General features: G+C 47.3%; 12 protein-coding genes and 1 riboswitch. Of the genes, 7 read left to right on the top strand and 5 right to left on the bottom strand.

Annotated features, from left to right (window positions below):
* The first annotated feature begins 10 nt into the window (after window positions 1–10).
* The 3 genes from DFR62_RS04545 to DFR62_RS04535 all read left to right on the top strand — a co-directional run bounded on the left by DFR62_RS04545 (window position 11) and on the right by DFR62_RS04535 (window position 9,784).
* Window positions 11–715 carry a hypothetical protein gene (locus tag DFR62_RS04545; protein ID WP_121298274.1) on the top strand — a complete coding sequence of 235 codons (705 nt, stop codon included), beginning with the start codon at window positions 11–13 and terminating at the stop codon, window positions 713–715.
* A 1,575-nt stretch (window positions 716–2,290) separates the two neighbouring features.
* Entirely contained in the window at window positions 2,291–6,958 is a 4,668-nt protein-coding gene (locus tag DFR62_RS17565) for a cell wall-binding repeat-containing protein (protein WP_277751595.1), read from the top strand.
* A 360-nt stretch (window positions 6,959–7,318) separates the two neighbouring features.
* The gene (locus tag DFR62_RS04535) at window positions 7,319–9,784 is read left to right on the top strand and encodes a cell wall-binding repeat-containing protein (RefSeq protein WP_121298272.1); all 2,466 of its coding nucleotides are present in this window, start codon (window positions 7,319–7,321) and stop codon (window positions 9,782–9,784) included.
* A 79-nt stretch (window positions 9,785–9,863) separates the two neighbouring features.
* Here DFR62_RS04535 and DFR62_RS04530 read toward each other — a convergent pair whose 3' ends face one another.
* Window positions 9,864–11,222 carry a hypothetical protein gene (locus DFR62_RS04530; protein WP_135449359.1) on the bottom strand — a complete coding sequence of 453 codons (1,359 nt, stop codon included), beginning with the start codon at window positions 11,220–11,222 and terminating at the stop codon, window positions 9,864–9,866.
* Between the two features lie 518 nt (window positions 11,223–11,740).
* Here DFR62_RS04530 and DFR62_RS04525 point away from each other — a divergent pair.
* Entirely contained in the window at window positions 11,741–12,850 is a 1,110-nt protein-coding gene (locus DFR62_RS04525) for a bifunctional metallophosphatase/5'-nucleotidase (protein ID WP_158290786.1), read from the top strand.
* Window positions 12,851–13,889: 1,039 nt separating this feature from the next.
* Here DFR62_RS04525 and DFR62_RS04520 read toward each other — a convergent pair.
* The 4 genes from DFR62_RS04520 to murJ are packed head-to-tail and all read right to left on the bottom strand — an operon-like array spanning window position 13,890 to window position 18,799.
* A complete protein-coding gene (locus tag DFR62_RS04520; RefSeq protein WP_121298265.1) occupies window positions 13,890–14,894 on the bottom strand; it encodes a GNAT family N-acetyltransferase in 1,005 nt (334 codons plus the stop codon).
* Complete coding sequence (locus tag DFR62_RS04515) at window positions 14,891–16,354, bottom strand: O-antigen ligase family protein (protein ID WP_121298263.1); 1,464 nt, start codon at window positions 16,352–16,354, stop codon at window positions 14,891–14,893. Before DFR62_RS04515 ends, DFR62_RS04520 begins: the two co-directional genes overlap by 4 nt.
* A gap of 24 nt (window positions 16,355–16,378) precedes the next feature.
* Window positions 16,379–17,257: a PIG-L deacetylase family protein gene (locus tag DFR62_RS04510; RefSeq protein WP_121298262.1), complete on the bottom strand. Its 879-nt coding sequence runs from the start codon at window positions 17,255–17,257 to the stop codon at window positions 16,379–16,381.
* A 15-nt stretch (window positions 17,258–17,272) separates the two neighbouring features.
* Entirely contained in the window at window positions 17,273–18,799 is a 1,527-nt protein-coding gene (gene murJ / locus DFR62_RS04505) for a murein biosynthesis integral membrane protein MurJ (protein ID WP_121298261.1), read from the bottom strand.
* Window positions 18,800–19,168: 369 nt separating this feature from the next.
* On the opposite strand from murJ, the gene DFR62_RS04500 reads away from it, so the two are divergent.
* The 3 genes from DFR62_RS04500 (at window position 19,169) to DFR62_RS04490 (ending at window position 26,184) form a co-directional block, all read left to right on the top strand.
* Window positions 19,169–22,669, top strand: coding sequence for a DUF6359 domain-containing protein (locus DFR62_RS04500; protein ID WP_121298260.1), 3,501 nt, complete (start codon window positions 19,169–19,171; stop codon window positions 22,667–22,669).
* A gap of 210 nt (window positions 22,670–22,879) precedes the next feature.
* The gene (locus DFR62_RS04495; protein ID WP_121298259.1) at window positions 22,880–24,889 is read left to right on the top strand and encodes an acyltransferase family protein; all 2,010 of its coding nucleotides are present in this window, start codon (window positions 22,880–22,882) and stop codon (window positions 24,887–24,889) included.
* A 182-nt stretch (window positions 24,890–25,071) separates the two neighbouring features.
* The gene (locus DFR62_RS04490) at window positions 25,072–26,184 is read left to right on the top strand and encodes a S1C family serine protease (RefSeq protein ID WP_121298258.1); all 1,113 of its coding nucleotides are present in this window, start codon (window positions 25,072–25,074) and stop codon (window positions 26,182–26,184) included.
* A 403-nt stretch (window positions 26,185–26,587) separates the two neighbouring features.
* A riboswitch (TPP riboswitch) is annotated at window positions 26,588–26,689 on the top strand.
* Window positions 26,690–26,701 lie beyond the last annotated feature (12 nt).

The raw sequence follows: 26,701 nt of genomic DNA, 5'->3' as shown, positions 1-26,701 counted from the left end.
GGTTAAATACATGAAGAAATTCAGTGGTCTTTTGCTCACAGCCGTCCTCCTCGGAGGCTGTGGTACCGCTGTGACCGATTCTGCAGAAGACGATAAAGTCAATGGCACAGGCGGCACAGAAACAACCGAAACCGAAGCCGCGGAAACAGAAACAACTGAAACAGATGTGGAATCAACAGAAGACGCACCAATCGAAGTGACAGACCCGACAGGTATCCAGTTGTACATGCCAGAACTCGGCCTCGTCAAGAACTTCCAAGTGGAAGACTTCGAATTGACGCGTGAAGTTCTTGAAGTATCCGGAAACCAAGTGCTCGAGGAAATCACATTCGGCGAAGCTGCTACGATCGAAGTGACTGAATGGACAGAGTCGTCCATGAACATGCTGATTGAAACATCTGAACTCGAAGGCGAGCGCGACATTTCGATCGAAGGTTTGGTGCCGATGAGTGCGCCGGTCGTCATGATCGATGAAGCCAACAGCACTGAAGGTGAATGGATTATTACGTCGAACGGCGAAACGCTGGAAACACAAGCGGGCACATTCGAAGACGTATTGGTCGTCGAGCAAGTCCTGAAATCCGAATCATCCGACCAAGTAACGACAATGACGCGTTATTTCGCGCCAGGTCTTGGATTCATCCAGGAAAAAACAGTAGTCGCTAACGGAGATGACAAACAGGAATCTGTTGTTGAATTGGTGAGCTACAAATAATACGAAGAACCATCTGCCTCTCTTGGTGGATGGTTTTTTTGTGTGGATGAAAGAGAGAGGGGCTATTTAGTTTTGGCGACTGCGTTGCAGGGGAGCGCTTTCCGGAGGGGGCGTAGGATACGGGTCATACAGTTGATGAGACATAAATTGTGAAGTAAATAAAAAAGAGATAGGAGAAGCTTCCGCTTTTCGACTGCGTTGCAGGGGGCTGCTTGGGGCTCGCAGGATGCGGGTGCCCAGCCAACGTACCGAATTTCTCTGTGTTCGAGCATCGCAGAAGAACCGTTGCTCCCACATCTGCGTAGCAGATGCGTCGCAAATGAATGGACTCGGCTACCCCTCGCCATCCATTCACCCCCTTCCACTCCGTCTCTAGTTTTAGAGTGGAAGATCGTTTCTTCAGTTCATTTAAAGTGAAGTGTGGAAATGCATCATGTTTTGTAGCTCATATCGTTTGGATCAAAGAGAGTGTGATTTTCAGTTCAAACACTTGTGTGTCAAATGCTGCATCTCGGGAAGTGAGTCCCCCGCTAGCCGGCAACTTGATATAGAAGCAGAACAGCTTAAACAGAAAACGTCCAAAGAAATCTCTCAGCCAGCCGGCGCCAAGGGTGAGCCGACGCAGTAAGACAGGCGTACTTTCTGGCTTAGTGCCAAAGGCCAACCCAAAGCAAGGCGGCGACTACTCAGATGACACTTCAATAGAATATCCGAACAATTCCACTGTCGAACTCTCACTCTCTGCTCTAAGCACGTCCAAGGAAGCGATTCCCCCGCTAGCCGGCAACTGAATAAAGAAGTAGAACAGCTTAAACAATCAACGTCCAAAGAAATCTCTCAGCCAGCCGGCGCCAAGGGTGAGCCGACGCAGAGGACAAAAAGTTTATTCGAGCATCACATCAAGCACCTTGCTCCCACATCTGCTATGCAGATGCGTCGCAAATGAAATGACTCAACTTCCTTTCGCCATTTCATTGGCTTAGTGCCAAAGGCCAACCCAAAGCAAGGCGGCGAATAGCAAAATGAAGATCGAATCGAATATCGAAACTGTTTAACACATAAACCCTCACTATCTGCTCTTTAGCCAAACCCCCATTTCCGAATCATCACTCTTGGATTCCCACAAATAAGCTCCCTGAATGAAGAGAATTGCAAGAAAACTAGCAAAAAGTAAAAAAATACTAGAAAAAATCAGAGGTTTTTTTCTGACACTCAGTTCTATTGGAAAAAGCATTATTTATACCTATTATTTTTCAAAAATCCAAATCGATAAAAATAAAATCGTTAAATATAGATATAAATACCTAATATTATTCGTAACTCGAAAATTTATTTTTTCGAAAAGGTCCCTTATACACATGCAATTCGCAGGAATATATTGTCCTATTAGTCATCTTTTATGCTTATATGATTTCTATTAAATTCCATTAATTCAATTCACAAGAATATTCAAATAACATATTGACATAATTGTATGACTATTGTTACTATTTTATCTGTGAGGAAATACGTACATAAGTGGGAAACATACATAGGGTGAATTTCCTCGAAAAAAACATTAGGGGAGGCTACATTGTGCAAAACGGTTCAAAGACTTGGAAAAAGTTTGTATCTGTTGCAATGATCGCAGGTTTAGTTGCAAGTAACGGTGTTATGACTGCAAGTGCTACATCTGGCGACAAAGAGAAAGCCAATGATAAGGATTTGCAGGCAATCAACGTTCTTTCCAACGAAAAAGCAGAGCTGATCAAGCAGCTTAAGAAAAAAGAAAATGCTGAAATGGTACAAAAAGATGCATTAGACCCGAACGAAGAAGTTCGTGTCATTGTTGAAATTGAAGGACAGTCAGCGGTTGAAGTAGCATCTGCAAAAGGTGTCCAATACAAAGAGCTTGCTAAAACAGAAAAAGAGCAGATTGAAGCTCAACTAGTGAAAGCGCATGCAAATGTGAAGAAATCCATTTCTTCCAAAGGCGTTGAACTAAATTCCCAATATGAATATACGACGGCATTCAACGGTTTCAGCGGCGTAGTTAAATTCAGCGATGTCCAGAAGATCAAAGACTTGCCGAACGTTAAGAACGTATATATTGCAAATGAGTACGAAAGACCAGAAGCTACTCCAGATATGACAACGAGCCACGATTTCATCCAGTCTCGCCAAGTATGGGCTGATAGCAAGTTCCAAGGTGAAGGTATGGTCGTTGCTGTAATCGATACAGGAATCGACCCTGACCATAAAGATTTCAACATCACTGATGAGTCAAAAGTTGATTTGACGAAAACTGATGTTGAAGGTCTGGTTTCCAAAGACGGCTTGAAAGGCGCTTACCAAAACGTTAAAGTTCCTTATGCATATAACTATTATGATAAAAACGCTGAAATCAGCGACGATGCTCCAGGCGCATCCATGCACGGCATGCACGTAGCGGGAACAGTCGGCGCTAACGGCGATGAAGAAAACGGCGGAATTAAAGGGGTAGCACCTGAATCCCAAATCCTCGGCATGAAAGTATTCTCGAATGACGTCAACTTCCCGTCAACGTTCTCAGATATCTATTTGGCAGCTATCGACGATGCAGTTAAACTTGGCGCGGACGTATTGAACATGAGCTTAGGTTCAACTTCCTCATTCTACGACGCTGACAGCGCGGAAGATAAAGCCATCACGAACGCTGTAAACAACGGAATCGTTTCTTCGGTGTCTGCCGGCAACTCAGGACACATCGGATACGGATACGATAACCCACATTATGACAACCCGGATTATGGTTTGGTTGGGTCTCCAGGGCTTAACAAAGACACCATCCAAGTCGCGGCTACTGGGAATGTTGTCAACCACTACACGCATGATGTTGAGTTCGATGACTTCACAGTAGAAGGATTCGGCGTAGATGACTGGACAGATTTCGAAACAGCTGGCGATGATTTTGAAGTAGTTTCTTTGAAAGAATTGACAGGTGATTCAACTGCTTTAGGATCTGCTGAAGACTATGAAGGCATCGATGTAGAAGGCAAAGTAGTTGTCGTTGAACGTGGCGAGCATACATTCGTGGATAAAACAAACTGGGCAGCGGCAGCTGGCGCAATCGGCATCATCGTTTATAACTCTACTAGCCCGATATTCTATAAAGACCAAGGCGGCTGGGATATTCCGTTCATGAAGATTACGAGAGAAGACGGCTTGGAGCTTGAAGAAGCGCTTGCTGCAGACGGGGAACTTGGCGCAGATGTTGAGCAAACAGGCAAAGAACTTGGACCTGAAGTGGGCCGTGCAACGGACTTCACATCATGGGGCGTAACGCCGGATCTTGAGTTCAAACCTGAATTGTCTGCACCAGGCGGAAACATTTTGTCTACGCTTGAAAATGACAAATACGGTGTGATGAGTGGAACGTCAATGGCAGCTCCACACGTTGCCGGCGGTGCGGCACTTGTCCAGCAGTACTTGAAAAACCATGACGAGTTCAAAAACCTTTCACTTGAAGAACGCACTCGCCTAGCGAAAGTATTGATGTTGAATACTGCAGACATCACACACGGCAAATCAGGCGACACGATCTCGCCTCGCCGCCAAGGTGCCGGAATGATGCAGCTTAACGGCGCTGTCACTACACCAGTTATCATGACTGAAAAAGCGACAAACGAAGCGAAAGTGAACGTCAAAGACTTCACTGGCGATTCCTTCTCCTTCACATTGAAAGCTGAAAACATGTCGGATAAAGATGCGACATACTCAGTCGACACTTCAGTACTTGTCGATATGTTCCAAGAAGAAGGCGCAGTAACTTCCAACTTGCTCCAATCAGGCGCACTTGAAGGAGCAAAAGTAACGGCTCCTGAAACAGTAACTGTACCAGCTAACGGAACGACAGATGTGACGGTGACAATCGATATCAGCGAAGGCAAAGTGCCAGGGCTTGATAAAGACGGCAACGCCATCACAAAAGCACTTGAAGAAGATGTTTTCGTAGAAGGCTTCGTGAAATTGACAGCTGAAGAAGGATCGTCTAATCCTGATTTGGTCTTGCCATACATCAGCTTCTACGGCGAATGGGACCGTCCGGACATCATTGATTCCTTCGGGGTTGAAGAAAAAGACGAGCCGCATTTCTACCAGCAGTACTATGATCTCTACAAGATTAAAGACGCTGACGATGGAGCTTACTACTACGATCTAGTAGAAGTTGATGGCGAATGGGTTTACCCAGTATCTCCAAACAACGATGGCTTGAACGATAAGATCAACGGCAACATCACGCTGCTCCGGAATGCGGATGAGCTGCAAACGAACATCTTGAACGAATCGGGCGAAAAAGTCCGTACAGTAAACATCGAGAAAGATGTCCGCAAGAACTACTTTAACGGCGGCTCTGGCACGTTCATCAGCTATTCAGAAGCCCGTGCTTGGGACGGCAAAGTGAAAGGTGAAGTTGCGGCAGATGGTTTGTACGAATATGAGTACAAAGCGAAAGTCGACTACGAAGAGGCAGATTGGCAGAGCAAGAAGTTGCCGGTCTACATCGATACAACTGCACCGAAAGCTTCTGTTACTGTAAATGAAGAAGACAACACATTGGAAGTTTCCTTGTCTGACGAAGGTGTCGGCGTTAAGGAATTCTCTGTGAATGTAAACGGGAAGCGTTTGCCGGCAGAAGGATTCTTCGGGGCTGATGAAACGGTAATCGACTTGGATGAGTTTGGCGTTGATGCTTCAGAAGCTGACTTGATTGAAGTCGCTGTCTACGATCATGCTTACAACATGGGTTACGCCATCTCGAACGCCGATGACACAGTTAAACCTGTCATCTACGTTGATGATAACGGCCCAGCAGCGCTTGGCCTTTACGGGAAAAATGAAGTGCCTATCAAAGGTTATGTAGTCGAAGAAAACTTGAAGACCTTGAAAGTGAACGGCAAAGAAGTGGCATTCACTGAAACGGAGAAAGGCTTCGCGTTCGATACAACAATCGAACTTGAAACTGGCCGCCACGATGTGAAGTTCGAAGCGACAGATTACAATGGCAACACATCTTCGATCATCCGCCCAGTCTATGTGGATACAGTGAACCCGACGCTTGCAATCGACGCCCCTGGCGTGGTTGACCAAGACGAGGAATCAGTGGAATTCGACATTACGGTGAAAGACAACTTCAACATGGTGAAACTATCACTTGATGGAGATGTTCTTTATAACCAGGACGTCTTTGATGAAATCACGTTGGCTAATCCAGTCAGCAAAACAGTAACAGCGAAAGTCGACTTGGCACCTGGCGTTAACACGTTCATGGTAGTTGCAGAAGACGGAGCTGGCAACAAGATCGAAAAAGAAGTGAAGATCGACCGTTCTGATTCTGAACTACGCGCTGAGCGCATTTCCGGTGTAAGCCGTTATGACACAGCTGTTGAGTTGAGCAAAGAAGGATGGGATTCTTCAGAAACAGTCGTCCTTGCGCGTGGGGATAACTATGCAGATGCACTAGCGGGCGTACCGCTTGCGAAGCAACAAGATGCTCCACTTCTTCTGACTCGCACAGCGAAATTGCCATCTGAAACATATGATGAAATCAAGCGTCTAGGCGCGAAGAAAGTTCAAGTCCTGGGTGGAACAATTGCCATTTCTGATGATGTCGTGAAGCAATTGAAATCTGACGGCATTGAAGTGGAACGCATCAGCGGGGCAAGCCGTTATGAGACTGCAGCTAAGATCGCTGAGAAATTCGGTAAATCTGCATCTGCTATCGTAGTAAGCGGCGAGAACTTCCCGGATGCACTTAGCGTAGCAAGCTATGCAGGTTCTGAAGGCACGCCAATCCTATTGGCACGCGAAGGATCTATTCCGAATGCTACAAAAGCGGCGTTAGTGAAAATGGGAGCGGAAAGCAGCTTGATCATCGGTGGTACTCAAGCGATCAGCGAACAAGCAGCATCCGAACTTCCGAATTCGTTCCGCATCAAGGGCTCTAACCGCTATGAAACTTCCCTTGAAGTAGCGAAATACTTCGGCAGCCCTACTGATACAGTGTACATCGCGACAGGCACAGCGTTTGCGGATGCTCTAGCAGGCGGCGCGCTGGCAGCGAAACATGACACTGGCGTTTACTTGGTAGGAAAATCCGTACCAGCAGAACTTGGCGAACACTTGCAGAAGAATGGCGTCGAATACGCGAAAGTGATCGGTGGATCGCAAGCAGTATCCGATGAAATCCTGAAGCAATTGGACGAGTACTTGAACAATAAGTAAGAGTTATGAAAGCGGAGTGCCTAAAGGCGCTCCGCTTTTGTTTTTTGCTTTATTGAGAGTAGTCATGTAATCACTATTATAATAGTAGAAACTCATCACATAAAAAGAAAGGAAGTATAAAAATAACCAGATTTGCATGTTAAAGGCGCTATGTTATTTTTCCTTTATATGGAATTAATTCAATAAATTTATTGCAATCTGAAAAAATGTAAACGTTTTCGAAATATTTATCAAAATTTTACTTACCTTCGAAATATTTTGTAGTATCATGGGTAATAGGGACAAACGTCTTCATACATAGTCAGAAAGATACAGCCCTGAGAGACGTTCGTCAAAAAAAATTGATAGGATGGTGTAGAAATGCCGAAAAAGATTTTCACTTCTGTAATGGCGACGACACTGGCTTTGACAGTCGTCGGGATCTACGATTCGCAAAAAGCGGAGGCAGCTGAAGGCGATTTCGAGTTAACGATCATGCACACGAATGACACGCACGCGAACCTGGACAACGCGCCGAAACGCGCAACATTGATCAAGCAACTCCGTGCGGAGAATGCGAACAACCTATTGCTTGATGCAGGCGACGTCTTCTCAGGCTCATTGTATTTCAACACCTTCGAAGGGCAAGCGGATTTGGCGTTGATGAATTATATGCAGTATGACGCCATGACGTTCGGTAACCACGAGTTCGACCTTGGTTCGAGCGAAGAAGGCCACGCTTCACTAGCTGAATTCGTTGGAGGAGCAGACTTCCCGTTGGTCGGGGCTAACGTTGATTTCTCAGGCGATGCGAATATGTCACCGCTGGTAGCAGGCGAAGCGTTTACGAAAACGGCTGCTAACGGACAAATTTACAGCGGTGTTGTAAAAGAAGTGAACGGCGAGGAAGTCGGGATCTTCGGTTTGACGACTGCTGAAACCGCAGACATTTCCAGTCCTGGCAATGTTGAATTCACTGATTATCTTGAAGCGGCAGAAGAAGCTGTAACATGGTTTGAGGGTCAGGAAGTCAACAAGATCATCGCTTTGACGCATATCGGCTACGATGACAACGCGGCAGTCGACAACGACCGTACACTAGCTGCAGAAGTTGATGGCATTGATGTCATCGTCGGTGGGCATACGCATACGAAACTATTGCCGCCGCAGCAAGTCGAAGATACAGTGATTGTTCAAGCGAATGAGTACAATAAATTCCTCGGCCAACTGGACGTAACTTTCGATGAAGCTGGAAATGTGACAGATTTTGTCGGTGAACACCATGAAGTTGCACTTGCAGAAGCAGATGCTGAAGCAGCAGAAATTCTTGCGCCATATAAAGAAGAAGTGGATGCATTGAAAGACACGGAAATCGGCGTTGAAGCGAATGTCTTCTTGAACGGCACACGCGGAGAGTTCGGAATCCGTGCAAGCGAAACGAACCTTGGAAACTTCATCACGGATGGCATGCTCGCAAAAGCGAAAGAAATCAACCCTAACACGACAATCGCACTTCAAAACGGCGGAGGCATCCGTGAGTCTATCGACGAAGGGCCGATCACTTATGGTGAAGTCTTAACAGTCTTGCCATTCGGCAATGCCTTGGCAATCATGGAAGTCACTGGCCAGGAACTCAAAGACGCACTCGAGCACAGCGTCCGTGAATACCCGAAAGAAAACGGTGGATTCCTTCACGTGTCCGGCATGTTCTTCAACTATGACGGCAAAGCGCCAGCCGGCGATCGCGTCTTATCAGTGTTCGTAGACACAGGGGATTATTACGATGAATTGGATCTTGAAGAAACCTATACAGTCGCAACGAACTCCTTCACTGCTAAAGGCGGCGATGGTTTTGAATCGTTTGGAAAAGCTTACGAAGATGGCCGTGTCACAGAGCCAGGATTCACGGACTGGGAAATGTTCGAAGAGCACGCACAATCATTTGCTGACGAAGGCGTAGAGCCTTACGAAGAGCGCCGCATCAACCAAGTGCGCTTGTCAGGTGAAAGCCGCTATGACACAGCGATTTCCGTTTCGAAACAAGGCTGGGATTCTGCGGACACGGTTGTCATCGCTCGCGGCGACCAGTATGCAGATGCTTTAACAGCAGCACCTTTGGCTGATCAGGAAGACGCACCGGTGCTATTGACTCGTTCTGGTTCATTGCCAAGCGCGGTAGCCGAAGAAATCGAGCGCTTGGGTGCAACAAAAGCGATCGTATTGGGCGGTAGCCTAGCGGTATCAGACGATGTTGCTGACCAATTGGGCGATTTGGGACTGGAAGTAGATAGAGTCGGCGGAAAAACACGCTACGACACAGCTGTAGCAATTGCCGATGAATTGGTAACTGATGCTACTGACGCGGTTGTCGTAAGCGGAATGGACTTCCCGGATGCACTATCAGCGGGATCTTACGCAGCGGTTAACGATAAGCCGATCTTGTTGACGCGCCCGGATAGCGTCCCGGCTGTCATCGAAGCAGAGCTTGAAGAATACGAAACGACTACTGTAATCGGCGGAACTTTAGCTGTTTCCGAAGATGTAGCAGACTCGTTGCCGAACGCTACACGCGTCAGCGGCGCAAACCGTTACTTGACTTCACTTGCTGTAGCGGAACAATTGTTTGAAAATGCTGTAGAAGGCTTGGCTGCAAACGGCCAGAACTTCCCGGATGCTTTGACTGGAAACGTCCTCGCAGCAGCTTATGATGCGCCTATGCTTCTTGTGAAACAAGACAGTGTAAACGAAGCCGTTGAAACAAGAGCCCATTACTATGGCACAGTGTTCACGACAGGCGGAACTTTGGCAGTATCACCAGAAGTTGTGAAAGCTTTGCACCAAGAATAAATTTGCACCTCATTACCAGGCTTTAACCGGATTCATAAAAACGGAGCTCCCATTTAAAATGGAAGCTCCGTTTTTATTTTTATTCGATTAATCCTACGAACTCTTCGACATTTTCAAAAGTGCCTTCAATAGCAATATCTTTATTTTGCAAGTTCTGCTCTTTCACTTCAATCAAATAATCGAGTGTTTCTGAAGCGGGGAGCTCAAGTTCGTTTCGAAGTTTTTTAGTGTAAAGCAAATCATAATAAGTAACCAGGTTATAATCCTGGCCGCTCATCGTGCCATCGGGCCGCATTTGGTAAATGATCGTGTTTTCCTCATCCACCCATCCGGTGCCGGTATGGAGAAGAGCGGAAAATTGAGCTTCCGCATTCTCCAGGTATTTCTCGTCTCCAAGATGAAGATAGGCATCGTATTGGTAATTCATCAAGCTGAGTGCATGATTCAAGGAGCTGTGGGTATCATGCTGCATATCGAAATAATCCATTAAATAATAACCGGGGCCTTGGGGAATCGTATAGCCCGCTTCAGACATCTCAATCAGAAAATCAGCATAAACGGCGCGCTCTTGCGCATAATCCTCATAGCCCAATTGTTCAGCGCGTTTTAATTGTGCCCGGAAAATATTGTCGTTATGCCTCGTATCGATGTATTCAGGGCCTATGTCATAAGCGCGTTCAAGCCAGGTGCTGGTGTAGTCGCTATGCCACAAGCCATCTTCGTTTCGCGAGACTTCCAGTGCCGCGAATTGGTGGCGATTGATATTTTCCCAAATACGGGAAGGGTTTGTCTCCAACATGACTGCACTAGCCCGGCCGCTTTGCCTGACGAGGGAGCGGACGAAGGCACGATCGGTTTTAGGAAAGATGGCGTTCAATCCATGTGACCACAATGTATCTGGTGTAATCCAGCGGAATTCATCTGCAGCGATTTTATGGACTTGTTCAAATTGTTCTTTGCTGCTAATCAATGGCTCTTCTGATATCATGAGCCAGGTTGAAAATTTTTCTTCACCAGGAGCGAACTCAATCGTCACTTTCCATCCCTCTTCACTGATATCCAAGGTATCCGCTTCCCGCTGGAATTCAACGACGCGGCTTAATTGGCCATTTTCGTAAGTGTGGGAAATATCATTATAATAAACAGATGTGCCAATGAGTGCACTATTCATTTCATTTTCCATATATTTAAGTGTTGTAGATAAGGGGTCTTCAAGTTTCCGTTCTTTCCGGTGTGGATACAATTCGGGCACCGTCTGCTCTTCTAAATACTCCAAGTCGCTTTCACCGCTAAGGGGCAGTTGGAAATCGATCGGTTCAAGATAGCCATCTGTTTCCGCTTCAAGGTAAACCATCGTATCTCCGTTTGGGAATTCCCGTGTAGTTAACGTGATTTCGGCTTTATTCTGTTCTCGATCCAAGACATTATATGAAATCACTTCTTGATAAATATCTTCTATATGTAATTGTTCAGTATCAGTGCTTGATAGGTCTTCTCCGTCTGCCGTAACTTGAAATTCACTCCCTGATGTAAAAGGGGCGTACGCAATAAGTACCAAACCAAAACACACAAAAAGACTGAACCAAATCGCTCGCTTTTTAAGCTTCACTAAAAAAATCCTTTCTATTTCAATCATATCTCTATTATAAACTAAAATAGAAAATAAAATAAATAAATGAAAATCAGGTCATTAATTCCCATACACCCATATATAGGATAAACAGCATGTAATTTAGCAGCCCATGGCATTTTTCACGCTAAGCGATCGAGCTAGACAATGAATGTCACAACTCAGTGCATGGTTACGGGAGGATGAAATGCATGAGGCTCATTTACTGTTGAGGAATATTAAAGAAGGGTGAAGAAATGGTTAAGAATCCATGAGATTGCGTATTTCCCCCATATTCTATAGTAGACTGTGCATAGAGATTTTTTAGGGAAATGGACGTGACAACTATGCAAAAAATCGTGACACTCTTAGCGGCAATCATGGTCGGCTTTACCGCATTCCTCATTTGGCCGCAAAAAGACCAAAGCGAAGGTCTCGGGGACGCTGAAGCACCGGATCGAGACGAAACAGCTTCGTCAGGTAGTGAATCAAATGAATCTCCGGAACCCGAAGAACCCGAACCGTTCGAGCTGACCTTAATCCACACAAACGATACCCATACCGTGATGGATAATATCTCACGGCGCGCTTCACTGATTGAAGACATCCGCGAAGCCAGCACCCATCATCTTTTATTGTCGGCAGGGGATATGACGTCTTGGGAAATCGGGCGGAAAGTGCAGGACTCACTCGCAAATGCGGTATTCATGAACCACCTCGATTATGACGGGATGGTGCTCGGCAATCATGAGTTTGACCTAGGCGAAGGCGTCATCGACCACGGCCCGCTCAGCACCTACGTTAGAAACGCGGCGCATCCGGTGCTTGGTGCCAATGTCGACTTCTCTCAAGATCAATTCCTTGAGCCCTTTGCAGACTATAGCTACACAGACGAGCCGGTGGACGGCCGCATCAATAAAGGCTTCGTGCAAACAGTCGGCGACGAGCAGGTCGGGATATTCGGCATCACACATTACAATGAAGTGGTGACCGTTCCTGGCCATGTTTCATTCGCAGATTACACCGAAGCGGCCAAACAAGCCGTCGCCCATTTCGAATCGATTGGCATCGATAAAATCGTGGCGCTGACCCATATCGGCATCGGCCATGATCGCACATTGGCGAAAGAAGTACCAGGCATCGACGTCATTATCGGTGGCCACTCGCATGTCACAACCAACCCACCGAACCAAATCGGCGACACATTGGTCGTACAGACCGGCGAATACGACACCAACCTCGGTGAACTGAACGTCGTTTTCGATGAAGAAGGCAAGATCGCCGGCCATTCAGGCAAATTGCACCCGACCAAAAACGCAGATATCCATCCGGACACAGCACGCGTGCAGGAACTGTTTAATGAAGCCACAGCACTCGGCATCATCAGCTACGAAGACTTTATCGGACATGTCATCAAAGCCGGCGAACTGGATACATATGAAGCGTTTATCGAGTGAATAGAGAACAGGCACCCATTCGCAATGAATGGGTGCCTGTTTTTTGATGGGGTGGGAAGTATGGAATTAAAAGGAGAGAGTAGAAAAGTTTCCGCTTTTCGACTGCGTTGCAGGGTCATGCAGGCAATGGGTCATGCAGCTGATGCGACAAGAACTGTTAGATAGAAAGAAGAGATTGGAAAAGCTTCCGCTTTTCGACTACGTTGCAGGGGGCTGCTTGCCGTGGGGCGGGTGTTGAGCCAACGTGCCAAAGAGAGCGGCACGTTTGTCTCGCCAGCCCGCGCGGTCCCACAGGCGTCAGCCCCCTTACACTCCGTCTCTAGTTTTAGAGAGGAAGGAAATTTCTTCTGTCCACTCAATAGAAAATGTGGAAATGCTTCAAGCTTTGTAGGTCGTATCACATGTATCAAAGACAAGGCAATCAAGAGTGCTGATTTCACCGAAAGCTTTTCGATTTAACACCATGTTCTGATGCTTCATCCTGGGAAGCGATTCCCCCACTAGCCGGCAATTATCTAAAGAAGCAGATCCGATTAAACAATCTACAATAATGAAATCTCTCAGCCAGCCGGCGTCAAGGGTGAGCCGACGCAGTAAGACAGGTGCTCTTCCTGGCTTATTGCCAAAGGCCAACCCAAAGCAAGGCGGCGACTACTCAGATGACACTTTAATAGAAGATCGCACAATTTCACAAGCAAACTCTCACTATCCCATCTAAACTTGTCCCGGGAAGTGATTCCCCCACTAGCCGGCAACTCCATACAGAAGCAGATTTGACGAGACATACCCCAATCAACGAAATCTCTCAGCCTCCGAGCGTGAAGGGGTGAGCCGACGCAGTAAGACAAGTGTTCTTCTTGGCTTGCTGCCAAAGTCCAACCCCAAGCACGGCGGCGACTAGCAACATGAAGAATAAATAAAACCTCGAAACAATTCCGCAAGCAAACCCTCATTATCTGCTGTCCAATGTCCAAGCTCCGCCTTCATTTCCAGACTCAAAAAAAGCCCTCCTCCCGGAATCCCGGAAGAAGGGCAAGCGTTAATACGAATCAACATCTGACTGCGACAAATGCCAGTCAGCCAGCTCGTCATAGGAACCCGTGCCGGTGAAATCCTTGATGACAAACGGCATCGGGCTATTGATATGGAAAAAGCCGGCTTTCTTCAGTGCACGGTAGCGCGGGCTGTCCGGCACTGCCCAGCAATTGAGCGCATCCGCTTTTGTATGGCGACGGATGGCCTTCAATTGATCCGCAATGATCGCTTCATCATTCGGTCCGAACAAATCGACAATCGTGGCGAACGTGACGCCATTATCTTTCGTTTCCTCATGCAACACGCAATAGCCTTCTGCATAGCCATTCTGCTCTAAGGTATACACTTGGTAATCCTTCGTTGGATGATCAAGGAAGCGGCGTTGGATATAGCCATCGTTGCGCTTGGCATGAAGCGGGTACTGGTTTTCAAAGCGGCCGTACAACATTTCCGCTACTGCCAAACGGTCGCCAAGTTCACGCAATCGATGCGTGCTCTTTTTTGGGACACTGAGAGAAAATGCTTTGTCGACTGGCGACTGGATCGCTTTTAACTTGCTGACCTTAGCCGCAAGCAAAGCTCCTGGCTTATTGACTGCAAGAAAGCGCGGAACGTTCCCGAGATCCTTGCCGCCGGCCACTTTCATGAACACTTGCTTTGCCGTTTCAGCGGGGAAGCCGTACAGGATATCGAGCCCTTCGGCTTCACATTCCTGGATCACGCGGGAAACGATTTGCTTATAGATGCCGCGGCCTTGCGCTTCCGGATCGACCATGATGTCAACCCGTTCACCAAGAGCCAGTTCTTTGCCTTGGTGGCGGGCTGTGAGCTTCAAGAAAGCGGCATGTCCGTTGATCTGGCCGTCTTCTTCAGAAACGACAATCGTGGCGCTCTCCGGAAAGGTCTCGAACTTCCATTGCCATTCAGCAAGAGACCGTCTTTTCTCGAATACTTTTTCATAAAGGGTGTTGATGCCGGTCTCATCACCCGGCTGGTACAGGCGAATCATAATGTTTCACCGTCATCCTGCAGTCCGAAATCTTCGCGGCGTGACGCGGCCGCAAGAAGCGCGAAGAACGCGAGGCCGAAAATATCGGATTCCCATAGGTTGTAGACGAGACCCATGAAATACGCGCCGAGCAAGATGCTGGCGGTCAGTGAATACAGATAGCTTTCTTTATGCTTCTTCGCGTAACGCCAAAGCATCATCAATAAGAAAGCAGCAAAGGCGATGACGCCGAGTACGCCGGTTTGGACGATGATTTGGATATATTGGTTATCGGAATAGAACTTGTGGCCGATTTCGTATTCATCATAGATCGGCGAACCGTTCGAAAGGGTGGTCGAATCGCCGAACGTCGCAAAGCCCGTACCGATGATCGGATGGTCCTTGAATACTTCAAAGCCGGTTTTGACGATGAACAAGCGGCCCGAACTTTGACTGCCGGTGACGGTATCTTCACTGAACGTGCTGCCGATGCGGTCACGGAAGCCCGACTCGCCGCCGACATCGAATTGCTGGATATTGGTGACTTTCTCACTGCCGACATCGGTGCTTTCAATGAAGTTGGTCAATAAATTCAATGGCAGCACGACAAGGACGAGTGCAATCGCCGTGTATTTCACGAAGTCGATGAGTATGCTCATTTTGCGCGTCATGATCAAGAATGCGACGGCAGCGATCAGGAAGCCTAACCATGTGCCGCGTGAATACGTCAAGACAAGGATGCCCACCAACAGTACATTCAAGATATCCATATAGCGCGGGTTGAATTCTTTTAATTTATTCTTCGCATAATAGAACGCGATGAACGCGAACATCAAGTAGATACCGAGCACGTTCGGGTTGCCGAGCATGCCGTAGATGCGCACGCGGTTTTTCGCCGACAAGGCCATCGCCTGCCATGACTCAGGCAGGAAGAAGTTGCGGATGGACAATTTTTCAGCCATTGCCTGGATGATGACTAGGATTGCCGTCCAGACGAAGATCCAGACGAGATTGACCAAATCCTTGCGGGTGATTCCGAGGCGATAGACAATGTAATAGACAAGGTAAAAGAGCAGGAATTGGCGTAAAGTCATCGCAATCAGGACCGGGCTGATGCCGGTGATGAGTGCGGAAATAGAGCCGATTGCCAGAAAAGCGAAATAGGCGTATTCGAAATTCTTGAAACGGAATAACTTCCCGATCGATTTGCGGTTCATCCAGAAGACCTGCAACAACGCACCGAATACGAGTGCTTCGGTTAAATAGTTAAGGCCTGGATTGTATTGCGTGATGAACTCACGGACCGGGATGTAAACGAACAGCAGCAAGATGCCGTGTTTCGGATTGATGAACGCATAGGCGAACAACACAACTGTCAGGGCATAGCCGATGATGGCGAGCTCTGTGTAACCTATTAGCATGATGGCGATCAAGGCGATGAGCCAAAACCATTTTTCGTTATCGTTCTTAAAAAAGTTCATAATATCCTCCAAATGCATTTATAATTAGCGGCTTTGATAAATCGCCTTTTTCAACTTCAAATTCTTGAAGATCGCCCACCACAAAGTGACGGTGCGATTCGCTTGCTTGAAATGCTTTTCATATTGGCGGTCTTGCGTCTTCAAGTGATCTGCCGCCTGGATAAATTGTTGCGGTGTGTTTTCGATGAAGGTCTCTACGTAGCGTGCTTGTCTTTCATTAGTCTGTGCAGCTTTGATTTCAGCGAGCGCCAAAAATCCATCGAATGCGATGACTTGGCTCTTGAAAGCCTCGGTTGCCCGCTGCTTGAGCGGAAACTGATCGGTAATGTCCATAATACAATTGATTTCCTCCGGCGGCACAGGGCAATTGATCTCATATTCGCGGACGATTTCCGGCTGATGGGCCGTGTGCTTAAGTGCATCGGCCACCAAATGGGCGCTGTACACATGATCCGGATGGGCGTCGATCAAGCTCGTCGTATAGACTGTATCGGGTTGGATTTCATCGATCAGCTCAACGAAACGTTCGCTTGATGCAACATGTTTGATTTCGCTGTCAGGATAATCAAGGTAACGAACATCCGTAAAGCCGAGCAGATCCTGGATCGACCGCAATTCCTGTTTGCGCGTTTCGGCCAAGGCATCGGCTTCCACCGGAGCGGCGTTGCTGTTTTTGCCGTCGGTGATGATGGCAATGGTGACGTGCGCGCCGGAATCGGCATAGCGGCGGATGGTCCCGCCGAGCCCGATCGTTTCATCGTCGATATGTGGCGCAAATACCAATACACGCTTTGCCGGTTCAAGCGGAGTGAGCGGTTTATTGGCTTTGTAAAAGCGTTTCAAGGACGTTTTAATTGCCGGATTCAGCACCGGCGCAGCGTTTTTCATTAATGCCTGTTTCATAATGCAAAAAACTCCTTATGATTTTCTAAGCTTGCTGATGAGAAAGCGCGCGATCTCCGTTTTCAAGGCGAGCGCCGCGATGACGTAGACAATGGCGCCGATGATCGCGGTCAGGCCGAAGCGGATATAGATATTGAGATCCTCGAGAATTCCTGAAGCGAGCCATAAAGCCAATAGCATCACAGCGGTCGCTGCAAAAATCTTGGCCGCGTCTTTAACGATAAAGTGCGAGTTGAGCTTGCCTTGCGTCCGGTTAAAGACGACCCAGTTGAGCGCAAAATAGACAAGCGCCATGACGGACGAAGCGAGTGGAATCGCCAAATACGAGTCAAGCAATGCGATGAACAGGAAGTTCAATGCGACATTGAGCGCGATGGAGAATAAGGAAATGCGCAAAATGACATGGCCTTGCTTTTTTGAATAGAAAGCTTTGTTCAAGATGTTCTGCAAACTGAAGAACAATACCGATCCCAGATACAGATAGCCAACATTTGCAGTGGCTGCCGTCGCATCCGCTGTAAAAGCACCGCGTTCATAGACGATTGTGATGAGATCTTGCATCAGCCACATCATTCCCGCAACAGCAGGCAGCAAAACCAAAAGCGTCAACATCAAGCCGTATTCGATACCTTGCTTGAAGCTTTTTTCATTGGCATTCGCAATGGCTTTCGACAAAATCGGGAAAATGATCGTCCCGATGGTTACGCCAATAATCGCTTGCGGGAAGTGGACGATGTTCTTGGCGTAGTTAACGTAGTTGACTGCTGAATCACTGAACGAACTCGCAAAGATGTTGTCGATTGTCAAATTGACTTGGCCGACCATAACCGTAATGGCGACCGGGATGAAAATGATTGAAAAGGGCTTGATTTCCTCCCAATCCAGTTTGCCGATTACTTTATGGCTGCCTTTAGGCACGAACCAAAGCCGTTTGGCGATATACGATAATAACGCACCGGCCAAATAACCAAACGCCATTGAGTAGGCGCCGATTTCATCTGCAAACAATAAAGTACTGAGAATGGTGCTGCCGATAACAATGATCTGTGAAATGACCGACAAAGAAAATTTGTTCTCTGCATCAAGATAGGCCTCGTAAACCGAGTTCAACGACACGAGGAAGACAGCTATAAAGAAGATAATAGCTAAAGCAACACTCAATTCAATCGCTTCAGCTCGAACGTCGGGCTGAAGGTTAGGAAATTGAAATAGCAAAGGTAGCAGCAATGGCGATACCAATGCACCGAGCGCGGAAACAATCAATCCGAGCACCATCGTCCCGCGGATGATTTGTGAAAAATGATGATGGCCTTTGCCATCCGCCTGTGCATGGATGAAACTTGGCACAAAAGCGTTCTTCATGCCGGTAGTGAAAAATAAAATAAAGGTATTTGCCAAAGCGAATGCAGCGAAATACGCAGCAGATTGATAGGAATCCCCGAATTGATAGGCAATAACCATATCCCGGAGAAGCCCCGAAACTTTCAAAAACAGCGACGCAATGACAAACAAAATTCCGGTAATAGCGAGTTTTCTGCCCAAAACAAAATCCTACTTTCTTCAAATGGTTTAGCGGTGAAAAGCGAAACCAAATTCTTTCCTTATATATAGGAGCAATAATCTCCCAATTCCATTTCCCTATCTTATCACGAAACCTCTCTTTTAGACGTCCCTAAGCCGATTATGTTGCGGAAAAATTCACATATGACTAGCTAGCAGGACTAATGAATTAATCAATGTGCAAAATTAGAAAAACGACTCTTCTTAATCCTAATATACAGGATAAAAAAGGAAATATTATAAATAATTTGGTCAAAAATAAAAGAAATTTACAAATATTCAATAAAGCGTTTACATATGTCTAGTATACTAAATCCGTATGACAATAAATTATCAGAGGAGTGAAGGTTTGTGACAAAAAGCGCGTTCAGCAAAATCTTTTTGAGTCTCTTACTGGCTTTATCAGCTGCCTTGCCATATATGGCGACAGCCGATGCAGCGGAAACCATTTCAGTTGCAGAAGCCATTGAAAACAATACAGGAACGGCAACGGTGAAAGGCTTTATCGTTGGGACTGTAATAAGCGGAGGAAGTTATCAGCAAGAACCGCCGTTTGATTCAGCGACTAACCTTGCTTTGGCTGATTCCCCAGACGAAACGGATCCAGCTAAAATTTTGACGGTTCAATTGCCGTCCGGCTCAATTCGTTCCGGCTTGAACTTGGTCGATAACCCAGCCAACTTCAAAGCAGAAGTAACGATTACCGGTTCACTTTCAGCTTATTTCTCAGTTCCAGGTCTTCGTTCACCGACAGCATTCACAATCCTGTCTGAAGGCGAAGCACCTCCGACCGCGACACCTGTAGACAATGTACAGGAAGCACGCGACTCTGAAGGATTGATTTCAGTGGAAGCGACTGTGACAACTGGAACAGGCTTCTGGGGCGGCAACGCTTTTTACGTACAGGATGAAACAGCGGGCATTTATGTCTACACATCGAGCGCAACTGTATCGCCGGGCGACATCGTCCGTTTGGAAGGTACCGTTTCTGAATACAGCGGCGAGCTGCAATTGCAGCCGAATACAGTAGAAGTCGTGTCTTCTGGAAATGAATTGCCGGAAGCACAGTTGATTTCACCGGCAGGCGTCAATGAAGAGACTCAAGGCGAACGCATTTCGATCGAACGCGTCGAAATCACTAACTTGAAAGCCGTTAACAATTATGGAACGTTCGAGTTCACGGCAGTGGCGGAAAATGGCGAGCAAGTCGTCGTCCGCAACGACAACCGCAATGGCTTGACGTTCGAAGATTTCACAAAACAATACAAAGAAGGCGACTTGATCTATCTTTCAGGCATCGCTTCGAAATATAACGAAACGTACCAAGTGAAAACGCTCGGCTTCGACAGCTTCGAGCTCGTCAACAAGCCGGCTGTTTACACAGACATCTTCCCGGGCGTCGTCTCGGAAGGAACTGAAATCACGCTCGCAAGCGGCTTGGACAATGCAACGATCTATTACACGTTAGACGGGTCAGAGCCGACAACGGACAGCGCAGTTTACGCTGAGCCGATCGTCCTGACACAAGATACAGTGATCAAAGCGATCGCAGTAACAGGCGAAACATCGGAAGTATTTTCATTTGATTACACGGTCCTGAAATCAGAGGACTTGAAAATCCGCGACATCCAAGGGCAAGGACATTACTCGAAATATGAAGATGTAGCTGTCAATGAAGTGACAGGCGTCATCACACATTTCTATAACGGCGCAAACTTCGTCATCCAAGATACAGAAGGTGACGGCAACTGGAAAACGTCAGAAGCGATCATTGTCAACCGTTCATCTGCATCAAGCGACTTTGCAGTTGGGGATGTCGTAACAGTCGCAGGTACGGTCGAAGAATGGTTCTATAAAGGCTATTCCGATATGCGCGACAACGATTTGCCGCTCACACGCATCCGTTCAACGGATGTCGTGAAAGCTGGAACGGCGGCACTACCTGAACCGATCGTTATCGGCGAAGACGTGTTCCCGCCGACTCAAAACATCGAAAACGACGGCTTGACAGAATTCCAGCCGGAAGAAGACGGCATCGATTTCTGGGAAGCGCTTGAATTGATGCGTGTCGGCGTGGCCGATGCACAAATCGTCGGCCCACAAGATTATGGCGAAGTATTTGTCGTATCGAAAAATGCGACTAACAACGAATTCCACAAGCAAGGCGGAATCCTGCTTGAAGAAGACGATTTTAACCCGGAACGTATCACTGTCACTACAGGTGAAAACGTTGTCGCAAAAGCGGGCGATACATTCGCTAGCATGCCAGTCGGCGTTCTCGGCTATGGATTCGGCAACTACCAGATCTGGACGGACGAAACGGACGTACCGGAAATCGTAGACGGCGGAACACAGCCGGAACAGACATGGATCGAGAACGCAGACGATAAATTGACGGTTTCCACGTATAACGTCGAGAACTTCTCTGCAGACCCGAATCACACATCGGATGAAAAAGCACAACGCATCGCAGAATCATTCGTCAACGACTTGAACTCACCGGACATCATCGCGATGGTCGAAGTACAGGACAATGATGGGCCTGAAGGATCTGAAAATAGTGATGCATCGGCTTCTTATGAGCGTCTCATCGCAGACATCCAAGCAGCAGGCGGGCCTAAATACGCTTGGACAGATATCGCCCCGGAATACAACCAGGACGGCGGACAGCCAGGCGGTAACATCCGCGTCGGCTTCTTGTACAACCTGGAACGCGTGACACTTTCTGAAGGCACAAAAGGAACAGCGACACAGGATAACTCGTGGACAGATTCAGGCGATCTTGAATTGAACCCTGGACGCGTCCAGCCAATCGCAATGCCGAACACACGCAAGCCACTAGCAGCACAATTTGAATTCCAAGGCGAAGAAATCGTCGTTATCGCCACTCACTTGAACTCAAAAGGCGGGGACCAAAGCTTGTTCGGACAGAACCAGCCGCCGCAGTTCACGTCTGAAATCGAACGCATTGAATTGGCGAAAGCCATCAACGGATTCATTGCAGAAGGCCTGGAAATCAATCCGGATCTCAATGTCGTCGTCACTGGCGATATGAACGATTTCGAATTCACACCGGCACTTGATGCACTAGAAGGCGACATCTTGATGAACAAAGTCAACGATGTGCCGGAAGAAGACCGTTTCTCTTATTACTACCAAGGCAACTCTCAAGTGCTCGATCATTTATTGGTGACGAACAACTTGGCGGATAACACAGAACTTGATATGGTCCACATCAACTCGATGTTCATGGAAGAACACGGGCGTGCATCGGATCATGACCCATTGCTTGCACAAATTACTTTCGATAAACCGCAAGTGCCAGGCGAGCAGCAAGCGGATCCTGATTTGTCAGGTGAAGAAGCAGTCATCACAGCGGGTGAATTCGATGAAGATGGCACACTCGACATTACATTCACAGAAGGCACAATCGATGAACTTCTTGAAAGCGGCAAGGATTTGACGGTCCAATTGGAACAAGCGAACTTCACGTTCACAGCGGCCAACCTTCAGCAATTGGCTGAAGCGGCCGGGGCGGAAATGACGCTTGCCCTAGCAGTCGATGACGCAGAGCAAGTCGATAAGCGCCCGGCACTCAGCGACCAGCTTGATATCGCTGTACTGGGAGCGGGTGGCGAAGAACTCGGCTTGACACTCAGCGAACCGATGGAATTGAACTTCCTGACAAACCCCGATGTCAAAGTCCAGTTCGGCGCACGCCAGGATGACAAAGGCAAATGGAAAATCATCCAAGGTGACTTGAACGGAGAAACATTCACGCTTGAAGTGAACGAATTCGGCAACTACACAGTCATCACGAACAAAGGGCAACTGAAGAAAAGCAAAAAGTAACAAGGGAAAACTGCCGGAAACCCAGTATCTGCTGGGGATTCGGCAGTTTTTTAAATAGGAAGAACTAGAATTGTGCCTTGAAAGAAGAATTACTTGATTGTCTTATCATGAAATAGTGAAAATAATTGTCATGATTTATGATTTAAAAGGAAGAATATGCTAATATAAAATTTGTGTGATTTATGAAAATGCAAGGAGCTGTAAATTTTTATGGAGACTGAAAGACGTATCCGGCCGGAACTAGAAGGCATACGCACAATCGCTGCATTATTGGTTGCGATCTATCATATATGGTTTAATCGTGTGTCAGGCGGAGTCGATGTATTTTTTGTCGTATCGGGATTTTTGATCACGACTTCATTGCTTTCGATGTACCGAAAAAATGGTCGTATTTTATACTTTTCCTATATTGTAAAACTATTAAAACGTTTATTGCCGACGGCTTGGTTAATCGGGATTACCGTCTTGATTGCTAGCCTGTACATATTGCCCCCATTTACGAAACAGCAGAATATCAATGAATTTTTAGCTTCCGTTTCCTACTTCCAGAATTGGCGGCTTGCGATGGATTCGGTGGATTATTTAGCACAGAACAATAGCGCCTCGCCGTTTCAGCATTTCTGGGCGCTGAGTATTCAGTTCCAGTTTTATCTGGTATGGCTTGTCGTCTTCTTTGTGGCCATCTCGGTGCTGAAGCTGATTTCAGGAAATAATATGAAACGCATGCTGACGGTATTGATTGCCGTGCTTGCCTTGGCATCATTCAGCTATTCGGTCTACTTGACCGCAGCCAATCAGCCAGTGGCCTATTACCATACATTCACTCGTGTATGGGAGTTTGGGATTGGCGGCTTGGTCGCATTGACAATCCACAAGCTTGTCGTCTCGAGCCGTGTGGCCTGGCTATTCGGCTGGATGGGCTTAATCGGGCTCATCAGCTGCGGGATCATCCTTCAAGTGTCAGAGCTATTCCCGGGCTATGCTGCGCTATGGCCGGTGCTTTCAGCCGTTCTGATCATCATCGCGGGGAATAATTCAACGAACTATTCAGCTTTCCAACTGCTTAGTTGGAAGCCGCTCGTCAAGTTCGGAAGCATTTCCTACGCCTTCTATTTATGGCATTGGCCATTGCTGATTTTCTACTATGCGCTATTTGACGTCGAATCGGTTTCGCTCCAGGGCGGATTGGCGATTATCGCTGTAGCAACGATTTTTGCTTACTTTACGATTTACGGTTTCGAGTTGCCAATCCGGAAAATCCAGTTCCCGGTCTGGAAAACCGCCAGCATTATTGCGGTCTTCTCTGCCGCCATTTGGGTCTCGACCATCGCTTATCAAGAAACTTACTTGGCGGGACCGCCCGTCAGTTCCGAGTTGCTCAGCGAAAGTTTCGAGACGCATCCAGGTGCCGTCACTTATTTGGAAGACGGCCGCCTAACGCCTCCTGCGGAATTTGAGGAATCCTTCCTGCCGAGCTTGGACTTCGTGAAGCAGGATCGATCTGAAATATATGAAGATGGCTGCTTGTCCGGCAAGGGAACGACAGAAGCCGAGCCGTGTGAGTACGGGGCATTGACCGATTACAGCCATACGATCGCGTTGGTCGGGGGATCACATGCCGCCCATTGGCAGCCGATGCTTGCGGAACTAGCCGATGCCCATGATCTAAAGATTGTCACTTATTTAAAAGGCAATTGCCGATTTACGGAAGAGAGCAGAAAAGGTTTTGAAGAATGCGATGTCTGGTTCCAAAATGTAAAAGAGGCATTAATTAATGAAAAACCTGATCTGATTTTCACGGTAGGGAATGTAGGGAGCTCGAAAGAAGATTTCGATGAAGTTTCGGATGGATTTGTTGAAGCTTGGAAGTTTTTCGAGCAGCACGAAGTTCCGCTATTCCTCGTGCGTGATACGCCTTGGTACGATCAAAACGTGTTGACGTGCCTAAGTGAAAATCCGGATAACCCCGAAAATTGTAAATCCGACCGTGAGGATGTCATCCGGGACCCGAGTCCTTTAGAAGAAGTGGACTATATGCCGGAAACTACTAACACGATCGACCTGACTGATTATTTTTGTGACCAGGAATCCTGTTATTATGTCGTCGGAAACGTCGTCACGCATTTCGACAGCAACCATTTGACAGCGACTTTTTCCAGAACGTTCGCGCCGGTCTTCGAAAAGCCATTGCTAGAAGCATTGGAAGCTCAAGAAAAATAATGGATTGAAAGCTGCCTTGGCTGCTGCGAAAGCAGTGCGCCAAGGCAGCTTTTTTGATTCCGGCCGTTCAATGCCGAGCGTGGAGTGGAACTACATTCCCTTTATTTCAGTGTTCTTTCCCGTTCCTTTTTCAATTATGGCTTGCTATAATGAATGCACATTAACGGAAGCGGGTTGAGACTATGGACAAACGGATGATGCACTGGCTGATGATTTTCCTGTCAGCGATGATCCTCGCGGCTTGCGGAGGGACAGATACAGAAGCACCGCCGGCAGCTGAAACTGAGCAGGCAGACTCACCGGTTGATACGGCCGCTCAGGAAAAAGCGGTGATGATCGCGAATGCGAAGACGCATGTCTACACGATCTATACCGATTTCGAGCAAGGGTCCGGCTTTTTGTACAATGACCAAGGCGACATCTTGACGAATGCCCATGTGGTGCGCGATGCGACCTTTATTGCACTCGTCAATAGCGACGGCCAGGAGTTCGCAGGCAAAGTGATCGGCATATCGCTTGATGAAGATCTGGCGCTGGTCCGTGTCGAGGACCTCGCAGGAAAAGAGCCGCTCGAGCAGGAAATGGAACCGGTCGATATCGGAACGCCGGTCATCGCTATCGGCAGCCCGGAGAACGAAGCGAACACTGCGACCGAAGGGGAAATTACCGATACCGGCGTCGATTTCTCGGAAATGTTCGTCTATACGGATCTCTATGAAATGAATGCCTTGATCAAGCAAGGCTCGAGCGGCGGGCCGCTTTTGGATGCAAGCACCGGCAAAGTGCTCGGCATCAATTCGGTCATGCTCGAGGACAATCCCGAAATCGGTTACGCGATCCCGCTGTACTTGAAAAAGGAAATGTTGGATAGCTGGGCGAATAATCCGGAACCGTTTCCCGAGTCGCAATTGGTCGAACCGTCCGTAAAGGATGCCTATTTTGACGAAGCGTTGCTGGAGAGTTTCATCGAAGCCTATTATGACTTGCTGCCGTATTCCATGAATGATGAGCAACTGAATTATTATTCTTCGTATTTAGTACCGGGAAGCCAGGCAGTTGAAGAAGTCGACAGTGTTATACAAGAGTATTCAACAGAGGGCCGCGTGTATGATTCGGTCGTGCCGGAAGTCACTTCCGTCGAGATTGAAGGAGATGCCGCATATGTGGAAGCAGGCGCTGTGTTCAATTACCATGAAGCAAATGGCGAGACCGGGACGATCGACCACCGCCGCCGTTACACTGTGGTGATTGATGAGTACGGGGATTATCAGATTGAATATGTGGAAGAACGATAAAGGGCCTTCAGTTATGGAGGTTCTTTTTTTTTGTGAAGGAATTAAGTGTGGATGAGCTTACGTTGCAGGGGCATGCTTGCCGAGGGGCGGGCGTCGAGCCCTTATGGCTATGCCATATAGGTCTCGCCAGTCCCGCGCGATCCCTCCGGCGTCAGCCCCTTCCACTACAGCTCTATATTTGAAATGACAATGAATTACATAGCCCATTAAATTTCATATGCATAAAATGATGACTTCTAAGAAAATGGATTAAAACGGACGAAGTCAACAAAATGACTAACCTAATCACATATTTGGCAAACCCAATCTCTCGCATTATGCATTCCAAAAAAACCTTAATTTCAAAAAGTTTTGAATTCAAAAGCCAGTTATGGTATTCTATTGCCGACAATAAAAAATATCGCTATTCCACTAGGGGAGCCATGTTGGCTGAGACGGACAAGAGTCCGGACCCTTTGAACCTGATCTGGATCATACCAGCGTAGGGAAGTGGGCGAATTGTGAGCCTTTCTCCAAT

Source organism: Planococcus citreus (genome assembly GCF_003664125.1).
GTDB lineage: Bacteria > Bacillota > Bacilli > Bacillales_A > Planococcaceae > Planococcus > Planococcus citreus.
The sequence above is the reverse complement of the archived record's forward strand: the minus strand, read 5'-3'. Positions and strand labels throughout refer to the sequence as shown.